Origin of the sequence: Chitinophaga rhizosphaerae, assembly GCF_003958645.1 — a bacterium.
Classification (GTDB): domain Bacteria; phylum Bacteroidota; class Bacteroidia; order Chitinophagales; family Chitinophagaceae; genus Chitinophaga; species Chitinophaga rhizosphaerae.
The window spans coordinates 359,195-372,257 of record NZ_RXLO01000005.1; the positions used below are offsets into that span (position 1 = coordinate 359,195).

5 protein-coding genes are annotated in these 13,063 nt (G+C 50.0%); all 5 read left to right on the plus strand.

Features of this window, described 5'->3' with window-relative positions; all coding sequences use genetic code 11:
• Positions 1-4: 4 nt before the first annotated feature.
• The 5 genes from EJ361_RS14435 to EJ361_RS14455 all read left to right on the plus strand — a co-directional run bounded on the left by EJ361_RS14435 (position 5) and on the right by EJ361_RS14455 (position 13,055).
• Entirely contained in the window at positions 5-2,143 is a 2,139-nt protein-coding gene (locus EJ361_RS14435) for a hypothetical protein (RefSeq protein WP_126246334.1), read from the plus strand.
• A gap of 19 nt (positions 2,144-2,162) precedes the next feature.
• On the plus strand, positions 2,163-3,812 hold the full coding sequence (gene pafA / locus EJ361_RS14440; RefSeq protein WP_126246335.1) for an alkaline phosphatase PafA: 1,650 nt from the start codon (positions 2,163-2,165) through the stop codon (positions 3,810-3,812).
• A 370-nt stretch (positions 3,813-4,182) separates the two neighbouring features.
• Positions 4,183-8,136 (plus strand): hypothetical protein, encoded by a 3,954-nt coding sequence (locus tag EJ361_RS14445; protein ID WP_126246336.1) that lies wholly within the window; start codon positions 4,183-4,185, stop codon positions 8,134-8,136.
• Positions 8,137-8,244: 108 nt separating this feature from the next.
• Positions 8,245-8,559, plus strand: a complete 315-nt coding sequence (locus tag EJ361_RS14450; protein ID WP_164714242.1) for a hypothetical protein — start codon at positions 8,245-8,247, stop codon at positions 8,557-8,559.
• A 32-nt stretch (positions 8,560-8,591) separates the two neighbouring features.
• On the plus strand, positions 8,592-13,055 hold the full coding sequence (locus tag EJ361_RS14455) for a DUF6443 domain-containing protein (protein WP_205687011.1): 4,464 nt from the start codon (positions 8,592-8,594) through the stop codon (positions 13,053-13,055).
• Positions 13,056-13,063 lie beyond the last annotated feature (8 nt).

The window sequence follows — 13,063 nt, forward strand, 5'->3', positions numbered from 1 at the left end:
CAAAATGTATAGAATCCTATTTTGCCTGTTGGTAATTTCCGCACCCGCATGGGCTTCGGGGCCAGATGAGCCTTTCTTGCAGGCCGTATCCGGCAAATACCCGCTGCCCAAAGGCATTCATCCCCTCAAACTGGTGACGGATTACAATAACAACGTACACGTGCTCGCCCAAGAGGGTTTGTATTACTTCACGGAAAATGATGTGGTGCGCGATGTGCGCTTCCGGCCGCTGGCAGATAAAATCCCGGTAGACGTGACCGCCCAGGAAACCCATGGCCACCTCTACTACCTGCTCAACGATAAACTCATTACCAACGGCTACGCCGGCGTCCCCTACGTGACGTTCCCGGCTGGCACTTACGATCGCGCGGTCGTGAACGCCGCCGGTAATGCATTGCTTTCCGGGAAAGGGAAACTGGCCATTGCCGAAGGGAAAAACATACAAATGCTCCATGCGCCCGAAGAAGGCGTAAGCGAATTGTTCGTCAACGACGGCATCTTCTACGTACTGACGCCGAAAGCGCTGTACCGCGTGGCCGGTAAGGAGCTGCAACGTTTGCATGCCGGGAGAGACGTGCGCACCGTGGCTTTCCGCGGAAACGATATTTTGTTGGGAACGCCCGCGGGATATTACGCCATCCGCCGCGAGAACGGCGATACGGCCATGACGCTGCAGCGTAAAGTACCGGTGCCGTCTGTAGGCCGCCTAATGGTAGCCGGCGGGAAAATCTGGGCGGGGACCAACGAAGGCGCCTATACGGAGAACGGTTCGGGGGGATACCGTTACTTTGCCTCCGGGCGCTGGCTGGACCAGGATGTGGTGAAAGATATGGCGGCCGATAAAGACGGCAATATCTGGATCCTCACGCCCTCCGGGCTCAACAGGATCTCCTTCAAAAGGCAGTCGCTCGCGGAAAAGACGGACTACTTCCAGCGGAAAATCCGCACCCGGCATATCCGTTACGGTTTCATCGCGAACATCCATCTCCTCACCCCGGGCGACGTCCGCACCGCCGAAATGGCCGATACGGACAACGACGGTCTCTGGACCAGCTTCTATCTCGGCAGCCAGGCCTTCCGGTACGCTACCACCCGGGAGCCGGAAGCCAAACGCTTTGCATGGGAGGCGTTCGAGGCATTCGAAAGGATATTGTCGATCAACCCGCTCAAAGGTTTCCCCAGCCGCACTTTCGAGCGGAAAGGCTATAAGAACTCCGATCCCGAGCGCTGGCGCGAATCGCCCGACCCGGAATGGGAATGGAAAGGGCACACCAGTTCAGACGAATTCGTAGCTTACATCTGGATCGCCGCGGTGCTGAACGAAATGGTCGCAGAAACGGTCGATGAAAAAAAACGCGTCGCCGATTTTATGGACAAGATCATGACGCATATCATCGACAATAAATGGTATCTGGTAGACATCGATAACAAACCCACCCTCTGGGGCCGCTGGAACCCGGAATACATCAACTGGTATCCCGAAACCATCGGCGACCGCCGCCTCGGCAGCACTACCATCATCGCCGGGCTGCAACTGGCGTATGCATTGACGGGTAAGGAGAAATACAGGACCGAAGGGATGAAATTGCTCAACAAACATCACTATTTGCAGAATATCCAGATCGATTACCGGAAGATCGCGCCCACCAAAGGGTATTTCCACGATGGCATCGATATGGGCACCGGCCCCTGGAACCATTCGGACGATGAAATGGCATTCCTGTCGTACTGGGTGCTGTACCGCTATGCGTACAACGACGACCTGAAGCGCCAGTACGCCGGCGCCATCCGCAACCACTGGGAAATAGAACGGCCGGAGAAGAACGCGGTGTGGAACCTCATCGCCAAAGGGCTCATCGGCGATTTCGACGAAGAAGCCACGATCTGGTGGCTGCGCACTTTCCCCATGGATATGATCAGCTGGAAGATCAAAAATTCGCACCGCAAAGACCTGACCTTCCTGCCCGACAACTTCCGCGGCCAAACCACCGAAACGCTCATCCCGCTCGATGAACAACCGCTCCACCGCCACAATGCCAACGCCTTCAATCTCGACGGCGGCAATGGCGGCAGGTCCGAACTCGCGGGCGATGAATACCTGCTGCCGTACTGGATGGCGCGCTTTCTGAAAGTGATCGAATAAATGCAAAACCGACGAAACCATGATACAAACTTATTTCCGCCGCGCCCTGCCGCTGATGGCCGTGGCACTTTTAACCGCTCCGGCCGTGCAGGCACAGGCGCAGAAGGCTCCCCGGCCAAAGATCGTGGTGGGGATGATGGTAGACCAGATGCGCTGGGACTTCCTGTACCGGTACGCCGAGCGCTATAGCCAGGGCGGGTTTAAAAGGCTCCTGCGCGAAGGGTTCCGGTGCGAACAGACTTATATCAATTATGCACCGACCGTTACCGCCTGCGGACATACCTCCGTGTACACCGGCAGCGTGCCCGCCGTGCATGGGATCATGGACAACGACTGGTTCAGCCGCGAAAAGAGCAGGGGCGTGTATTGCACGGAAGACAGCTCGGTGGTGCCGGTCGGGATTTCAGCGACAAAAGGCGGCATGTCTCCCCGCAACATGCTCACCACCACGGTGACCGACGAGTTGCGCATGGCCACGAATTACGAAAGCAAAGTGGTAGGCGTGGCGCTGAAGGACAGGGGATCCATCCTCCCGGCAGGACACGCGGCCAACGCGGCTTTCTGGTACGACGGCAGTTCCGGCAACTGGATCTCAAGCACGTATTACATGCAGGAACTGCCCGGCTGGGCGAAGAAATACAATGCGGCGCGGCGTCCGCAGGCGTTGCTGGCCAAAGGATGGGAAACGCTCTATCCTATTTCCACCTATCATCTCAGTGAAGCAGACGACAAGGACTACGAGAACAACTTCAAACATGAGCCCGCGCCGGTATTCCCGCATCGGTTCGCCGGGATGGAAAGCGGTTCCATCCGTTCCACGCCTTTCGGCAATACGCTCACGTTCGAGTTCGCCAAAGCGGCGATAGAGGGGTATGGGCTGGGAAGCGGCAAGGCGACGGATTTCCTGGCCGTGAGCTTTTCCTCGCCCGATGCGGTGGGCCATCAATTCGGCCCCAATTCCATCGAAACGGAAGATGTATACCTCCGGCTCGATAAAGAACTGGCCGGTTTCTTCTCTTATCTCGACGGCCGTTTCGGAAAAGGGAACTGGTTGTATTTCATCACGGCCGACCACGGCGTGTCTCATTCCCCCGGCTATCTGGAAGAACATTGCTTGCCTACGGGCACGCTGGACGGGAAAGGCATCATCGCATCACTCAATACCGAACTGGAAAAGATATACGGTGTGAAAAACGCCATCATGGCCACGGCGGCAGATCAGCTGTACCTGGACCGGCCTGCTTTCGCGGCGAAGAACGCCGACATGAAAGCCGTATCGGACTTCATCATCCGCCGTCTCCGCGAAGTGCCGGAGATCGCCGATGCCGTTTGGCTCCCGGAAATCGGTACCGCCGGTCTCCACGAACCGCTGCAAACCATGCTGCAAAACGGCTACAACCGCAAGCGCGGCGGCGATATCGTCATCATCATGAATGCCGGCGTGAAGAACGGCAGCCGAAAAGGCGCCACGCATGGTCTCTGGTACCCGTACGACGCGCACATCCCGCTCGTATGGCTGGGCTGGGGCATCAACAGCGGCGGCCGAAGCTTCCGGACAATAAGCATGACGGACATCGCGCCCACGATCGCCGCCCTCCTCAACATCCAGGTGCCGAGCGGCAACATCGGGCAGGTGATCGGGGAAGCGATCCGGTCGGACAAACCTTAACGCACAAACGTTGAAAGAGCAGACAATAGCCAGCCGGTCTGGCGGCTCAGGCCGATCGGCAGACAGGGCAGGAGGCCCGGGGTTAAGTGTCTCCCCGGCTTAATGACTTGTCGGAATGAACAGAAAGCCACCTTCGGGGTGGCTTTTTTGTTTATCGAAGTGGAATGGGAACGTTCCAATGTTAAGTTTTTGTGATGAATTTGTTGAATAGAAGAAATATGTTATTCTTTGCAGTAAAATTATACCTGTTGAAATAGATCCCTGTTCTCTATGGACCATTGGAATTGTTGCCTTTTTTCCTTCGGAAATCTACTTTGAAACCAGTGCCGTTTTGTCGGGGTCTGCTCTGTTGGTATCACAAGCCTTAGTTATGCGAATCAGATTTTTGTTAACTGTGCTGCCGGTGGCCATATGCTGGTTCAGTTCGTATGCCCAATCCGTTGCAGATTATCAAAAGATAAGAACGGTCGTGCCTCCTTCTCCCAATGCATCTAGTTTGGGAGCGTACGCGGAATACCCAACCGAAGGATATTCCGGCATCCCATCAATCAATATCCCATTATACGAAGTAAAGCTGAATGGTTTCACCTTGCCGGTGAGCCTCAGCTACAATGCAAGCGGAATAAAGGTAAGGGAGGTGGCAAGCTGGGTAGGATTAGGTTGGAGTTTAAATGCGGGAGGAGTTATCACCAGAAGTGTGAACAAATGGCCGGACGATATTTGGAGATTGCGCAATCGAGGTAAGAACAGGGGATACCTGATTGGCGGTTCCGAGCAGGCGGAAAGCTTCACAACCGCTGGTAAGTCTGAAATGCAGATTGCGTCCCAGTTATCCAAAAGAGCCGGTTCCTACTATACTTTCGACGACAATCTAAATCCTGTGCATGATTGTGTGGAAGGGTTTCACAAAAACATGTATGATACCGAACCGGATTACTTTTACTACAATTTTGCAGGCAAAGTGGGGAAATTTCTTATGGGGACGGATAAAAACATGAAGTTCGTTCCCTACAGGAACTTTCAATCCAGTTATATGCTGGACGTTATATCTACCTACCCCGATAATAGTTTAAATTCCCTTGGAATCAGGGAATTCAAAATAGTGGATGAGGAAGGGAACCAGTATATCTTCGGCACGGAGGATACTGCTTCCTATCGCATTACCGGGGGATCACTTCCCAGCAACTGCGTAGTCGGCTGGCCGCCGTACACAGACCCGATGGAAGTATACCGTTTCTTTTCATCATGGTACTTAAGTCAGATCATTACCGCATTTGGGGAAAAAATACAGTTCACCTATGAAAAGGAAAGGGTGGTAACTGTAAACCGCGTTCTTATCGGGCGAGACTACCATGACAAGGATTACGATATGGTGAATGATAGTGAAACATCTACATGGGCGAACCGGTTAGTGAGGATAGAATCAAAGTATGAGAAGCTGGAGTTTATAGCAGACATGAACAGGGATGATTTATTCAATTCAAAGGCACTAACCGCAATTGAAGTGTATGCCAAGGTAGATGGTACATGGGCATTCCGGAAGAAAATAGAATTTAATCAATCCTATTTTTATAGTCCAGCTACACCACCTACTGCCTGGGGTGTTATGACACATGATAACGGTGGAAACACCCATAAGCGCCTTCGCCTGAATAGTATCAGGGAGGTGTCTGGCGGTATAGCGAGAGCGCCACATGAATTCAGTTATATGGAAGATTTTCCCTTTCCGAACCGTCATTCTTATCAGCAGGATTTTTGGGGCTATTTTGCCGAGAATACAGGAGAGTATCCATTTCCGGGATTATATGTGTATCCTAATTCGGACGGTTCCACCCGGATTTCGGTTTTTAAGCTTTATAACATGTCAACTCCGGAGTATCAACTGGATGGCGAGATGCGGAGTGCCAACACATTTACCTCTTTGGGGCTGTCGCTCAAGAAGATAAAGTACCCGACGGGTGGTTCCACCAGTTTTGAACTTGAATCGAATGATTTTTTCTTTAATACGATTAACCGTACGGGTGGGGGATTGCGTTTAAAGAAAATGACGATAAAGAATTGTGATGATTGTCCGGATGATGTTACCAAGATATATACATATCGCAAGTCGTCCGATCCAACTAAAAGTTCCGGCCTGTTGTTGAGCCTGCCTTTTTTTGCTGCGACGGAGAATTCATGTGGTTATTATTCACGCCGGTATAAAGGCGATGTCTGGCCGGCCATGTTTTCAAGATTGAGCGAGGATTATTTCAGGTATTTCACTGTAAAGATGGACCAGGCGAAATCTACACTGGGTATGGACGTGGGTGTTAATGTGGGTTATACGGAGATAAAGGAGGAGATCGTTGGAAATGGTTATAACATAAGGACATTCTCCGTGCCGGCGGTAGCTATGCAGTTCGACGACAAGCCTACTTCTGGACAATGCGACCCGCTCACGGACGGATATTGTGACGGCCTGTTTGAAACACCGGAAGTGAAGTATGTACAGGGCTATAGTCTTACTGATTATGGCGGATCGTCCGGGTGCGACGGTGGGTTGGCGTATACGTCGCCAACCGCCTATCCCACGAATGCCGATGTAGTTGGCATGAACTTCGGCCGTTGGGGTTACCCCTTTTTTCCAAGTATGAACTATGACTGGAATCGGGGATTGCTCCTGGGAAAGAAGACCTACGATGTAAATAATAAGCTGTTGGCTGAAGAGGCTTACAAATACAGGCTGTATTACCCGACCGGAGGTATCGCGTATATGCCGGTTGTCAGCTACGTGAACGGTAATAACTATAATATTACTTACAATCCCGGAAGCCCACGTGACTGGGATTTCTGGCTGTACAGCAAGTTCCGGTACATGGCCAACGTTGTAAAATTGCCATCACAGCGTATCCTGAAATCCTATGACCAGGCTGATCCTGCGAAATTTGTAGAGACAAAAACGGATATTTTCTATGACAATGCCGTATATCCTTTTCAGACCAGTTCGGAAACAACGAACAGCAAAGGAGAGAAAATACTCAGATTGAAGAAATATGCCTTTGATAAAACCGCTATTCATGCTATTTCCCCACTGCCGGTGAATGCGCAGTCGGCGATGGACAACATGGTAAACAGAAATGAAGTTGCTTCGCCTGTTTATGAGGAAACTAGGGTAAACGGGGTTTTCAACAATAGTTCGCTTGTTCATTATAAAATATGGGATGGTGCGCAAAGAGTCAATCTCCCCGAAGAGATTTTCTCAAAAATTGGTTCGAACAGTCAGCAACTTCAGGCGAAGTTTTCTGGGTACGACATGTATGGGAATCTCCTGAGTGAATCCAAGGCCAACGATTTGCCTGTCAGCTATCTCTGGGGGTACAATAATCTTTATCCGATAGCAAAGATAGTGAATGCTTCGCCTGCTGAAGCCTGGTATGACAGTTTTGAGGGACCTGCCGGAACGGCGGATGGCGCCGCAAAAACAGGAAACAAAAGCTATACCGGGGATTTGGCGATTGCTTTTGCGCTGCCTGCAACCAACCGTCCTTACCGGTTAACATACTGGTACTGGAACGGGACCGCCTGGATATTTGCGGAGAAAAACTACACTGGGCCTCTTACTATTACCGACGGCACAAAGATCGACGAGGTCCGTATCTATCCGCAAAACGCTTTCATGACAACCTACACTTACGACCATAAGATAGGTTTGATATCGGAGTGCTCCGAAAGGGATATCGTCACCTACTATGAATACGACGGACTATCCAGGTTGACAACCATCAGAGATCAGAACAAAAACATAGTAAAACATTTCGAATATCAATACCGGATCCCCATTCACAATAATCCCGTTTGGGAACTTACGACGGAGAAACGTTGTGCCACAAATTCCAGCGGCATAAATACGGGTGAAATCGAGTATAAGCAGATTGATTCAAACCCCAATAGCGCCACGTACAACCAGGTGCGCTGGATAAATTACGGGCCTTCCGAGGAATGTCCGGTGACGGCGTATGCAAATATTTCCTATGAGAACATGTATACTACGTTCAATGAAACGTATGCAGATGTTGCTATTAACCTCTGGGGCGAAGTAACTGGCACTACGCCCTTGAATCCGGTTACATCAATTGCTGTAAACTATGAGAAACAGCAGGTAGATCAATATGGCAACCCCTCGGGCACATACACTGGATCCAACTATAATTGCGGATATCAAAGCAATCCGGTTGAGTACAACGTTCCGATTTGGCAAAACGGATTTTACAATTACGATCCGGCAGGCCTGCGCTACAACTTTAAAGTAAATGCAGGTGCCGGATATCAATTGGCTAATCAATAATAAAGTCGAAGTTTTATGTATAAAATATTTTCAGCGGTCTTACTGCATGTTTATTTAGTAATGGCGTCTACGGTCGTGCTAAGGGCGCAGGACTCATCGTCCGTCATCATGAAGAAAAGAGCGGAGAATGAAGTAAATGCGATGAAGGTGGGGCTCAGCCTTAACGATAATCAGGCAGTTTTGCTGGGTACTGTGCTGCAACAATTCTACAGCCAGATGTCTCGTATTCACATGGTCAATAATTCAGCAGGAGCCAGGAAAAGATATATGCAGGAAGTATACCAGGAACGCGAAAAGCGGATTTTTGAAATACTGGACGATGCCCAACGGAGTTCCTACTTGCGGCATATGGAAATGAGGAAAGCCAGAGTCGTTAATGATTCCGCTACCAAGCATATCCGTAAATCGTTCATAACAGATTAACAGTTCCCAGGTAGATTTAACCCTGACTTAATATGAATCGTTTGGTTAGAATTAATTTGATTGTCGCGTTGGCTTCTTCATTGTCTGCCGGCGCGCAAAACCTGCCCAATAACGTGACTGTGCCTCCCGCGGCAACCGCTGTGCAGTTACCGTCCGCCTACAATAACAATCTGCGCGTCAACTACGTGCGCACCTGGCAGCCCATAAAACCGTATGCGGTTCCGGCAGCTGTAGTGGCGGAAACAGACGCGAGAAACGTGCGGCAGATTACAACATATGCCGATGGCCTTGGCCGGCATTTGCAGGATATCACCAAAAAAGGTTCTCCTGATATGCTGGACATCGTTCAACCTGTTATTTATGATAATACGGGAAGGGAACGATATTCGTATTTACCGTATATGTCGTCTTCCAGCGATGGCAAGTTCAAGACCAGTCCATTCCAGGAACAGGCGGATTTTTATCTGCCTTATAAGCCGGGTGAAAAAGTTTTTTACGGAGAAACAATATTCGAACCGTCTCCGCTGAACCGCGTATCCTCCTCCCGCAACGCCGGTAATAGCTGGGCAGGCCTTGGTAATGGTAAAGAGCAGCAATATCTTACCAATACAGACGCAGATTCCGTTTTGGTCTGGACCATCGCCGATTCCGAAGGCAGTATTCCGGCTACCGCAGCGCGATATGCAGCGGGTACGCTCTATAAAGTTATGTCCACCGATGAAGCGGGTAACAAGTCCATCACTTTTTCCGATAAAAATGGAAAGCAGATACTGACCAGGGTACAGGTAGCGGCAAGTCCCGGAACAGGACATGTAGGCTGGTTGTGCACTTACACGGTTTATGACAGGTTTGATAACGTTCGGTTTGTAATCCCGCCGCTGGGTGTCGAATCCATCATGCAAATGGGAGGTGGATGGACGCTTTCAAATGCCAGCATCCGTGATGAGCTATGCTTCAGCTACGATTATGACCTGAAAAACAGACTGATCAGAAAAAAAATGCCCGGTAAAGCCCATGAGCTTATGGTCTATGACGCCCGGGACCGACTCGTTTTCCTGCAAGACGGGCGGCTGCGTGCTACTAATCAGTGGGCCACCACCTTGTACGATGCGCATAACCGGCCAACGATGACCGGATTATATGAAACTACTTTGCCCGTTACCACCTTGCGCAACAGTCTGGCCGTTCCAACGGCATCCCAGACAATTACACATAACATTCCTGTGGAATCGGATCCTGCATACAATCTGCACGACGGACGTACAGCTTATAAAGCCGGAAACAGCGTTACACTTATGCCGGGCTTTGATATTTCGGCTGGAGAGGTAACGGTGGAAATTGATCCAGCCGCAACCTTACGTACTGAATCGATTGTTGCGGATAATCCATTGCCCAACCTCGATCCGGCAAAGTTATACCCGCTGACCTATACATATTATGACAAATACGATTATCAGGATGCGAAGTCGGAAAATACAGCCTATTATCAGGCCGCAGAATTGCCCGAGCCCATGGGAAACCTCGCTACGATTTCCAGGGAAAGGCCCGTTGCGCGGACTAATAATACGCGTGGATTGGTAACCGGATCGAAAATAAGGATACTGGATAGCAATCAATGGTTAACAACCACTACCTATTACAATGATAAAGGTAGGGTTCAGCAGGTTGTGTCTGACAATATTTCCGGTGGTATAGACGTGCTGACGACCATGTACGATTTTGAGGGGAAAGTACTGGTAACCTCCCGTCATCATACCAACAATCGTACACCAGAAGCCCGTACCGCCAGGATGGTAACCCGCATGGAGTATGATCATGCAGGACGTGTGTTGAATATGGGCAAGCGGCTGAACACCGGTACGGAATACATAATCGCCGCGAATTCCTACGATCCGCTCGGCCAGCTCGCCGGCAAATCCCTCAAGATCGGCAATACAACTACGCTGGAGTCTGTTCAATATGACTATAATCTGCTCGGCTGGCTCACCGGTATCAATAAAAGTTATGTAAACACGGCATCGGCATCTGGTCATTTTTTCGGACAAGAACTGAGTTACAACTACGGATTTTCCACCACACAGCTGAATGGAAATATAGCCGGCGTGAAATGGAAAGGGTTCAATGACCCTGTGGCGCGGTCGTATGGATTCACCTATGATCGTGCCAGCCGGTTGTTGAGTGCCGATTTTGCACAACTGTCCGGAAGCTGGACGCAGCCTGCCAATCTTAACTACAACGTAAAGATGGGCGACGGTACCAACTACACGACCGCATACGATCCTGGCGGGAACATCCGGAAAATGCAGCAATGGGGTGGTGCCGCAGCGATCGATAACCTGACTTATACATACGTGCCGCTTTCAAATAAGCTCAAGTCGGTGGGGGACGTGATTGTGAATCCTTCTTCCGCGCTGGGCGATTTCAAGGAAGTTAGCGGCGCATCTGCAACGGATTATGCTTATGATGCGAATGGCAACGTTACTTCTGATCATAACCGGCAGATCGGGGCCATTCAGTATAATGTCCTGAATCTTCCCAAACTCGTGTCGATTACGGGCAAGGGCGACATTGCATTTGTTTACGATGCCCTCGGGAACAAGCATCGAAAGATCGTAACCGACCGCACCACCGTGCCGGAAAAGCAGATCACGACGGATTACATATGCGAGTTCGTGTATGAGCAGGATCTGGTGCAGTTCATCCAGCATGAAGAAGGTCGCATCCGAGCAGTGAGGGTTACCGGCCAGCCGGTGGCATATAAATACGATTATTTCCTGAAAGATCACCTGGGGAACGTTCGTACCGTCATCACCGAAGAAACAGGGGCAAATTTGTACCTGGCAAGCATGGAACCAGAAACGGCTGCTAAAGAAAATGCGCTGTTCAGCAATATCGAGGCATCCCGCGCGTCTAAACCGATAGGTTATCCTGCAGAAGACGGAACGGCTAAAAATGGGTTCGTTGCCCGCTTGAACGCCGATAATCCGGACAGAAAGATTGGGCCGAGCCTGGTGTTGAAGGTAATGGCCGGAGATACCATAAGGATGGGTGCGAAGGCTTTCTACAAGACCGGCGCCGTTCAGCAAAGAACCACAAAGAGCCCGGCGGATGATATGCTGGGTGCGCTTGTAAACGCTTTCGGTGGAAATGGTGCATCTGGCAGGCAAATGCACGGTGGTGATGGTACGGTTGCAGGGAATCTTACACCATTTACTCCCGATTTCCTTAACAATTCATACAGGAAGTTGAAGGAAAAGGATCCCGATGCGGCGAATCCGCTTCGCCCAAAGGCTTATCTGAACTATGTATTGTTCGATGAACAGTTTTCTATGGTTGAAGATAACAGCGGAGTTAAACAGGTACAATCTACCCCGGATGAATTGCAAAAGTTGTCGGTAGACCAGATGGTTGTAAAAAAGAGCGGTTTCCTGTATGTTTATACCAGTAATGAAAGCCAGCAAGACGTTTTCTTTGACGACGTAGCAGTCTTAGCCAATCCCGGACCGGTGCTGGAGGAAACGCATTTTTATCCGTTCGGCCTGACCATGGCGGGCCTTTCCACCCGTGCCCCCAATAATCTGCGGAATAATTATCTTTATAATGATAAAGAGCTCCAGAATAAGGAGTTCACTGACGGTACAGGACTGGAGTGGTATGACTACGGTGCGCGAATGTATGATCCGCAGATCGGTAGGTGGCATGCTATCGACCCGATGGCGGAAAAGGTATATGCATTGTCTCCCTACAACTATGTAATGAACAACCCTTCAGGATTGATTGATCCTGATGGTCGAATGGCAGTAAGTCCGATATATGATCAGAACGGAGAATTCCTGGGTACTGATGATCAGGGTTTGCAAGGTCCTCCAATAATTATGGACCGTAAGAATTTTGAGCAGGGAATGGCGCATTCAAAGGCGGTGAAGAATGATTTGGGGCTTGCCGGGTTGGTTAGCAATGCGGCATTAAGACAGTTAGCTACCCATTTTATCAATTTACCAAACAGGCCGGACTATGACGGATATGTTACCCTTACGGAAGGTGTTCAATGGGCAAGGGATCATCCGGATGCAGCACAAAATCCTACACCAGAGAATACACTTTATCTGGATGCTTCGAAATTTGATTTTGGTGGTGTCTCCTTAGCTGATTTCCGCCGCGGGATTAATACACCAACGCCTGTCAATCTTTTTGGTATCCAACATTTCCTTGGGTCTGTCCTTAATAACAAGTTGAGATCTACCGTATATGCACTAGGTCGTGTAAACCTTAAACTGGTAGATGCGGAATCTCGTAGGGTACAAGTAGTTAATGATAATGCAACCGATTATGATTGGAATGGTGGTGGCGGCTTCTGGCGAAACCTGTTTATTCAAGCCGAGCTTTGGAGAACCGGATTGCCGGATAATGCGGGATTCAGAACATATTGGTATGGAACCGGACAACTGAGAAAAGAATTACCAGAACCGGGAATTCATCATGGGAGACTTCCATAAAACACAAA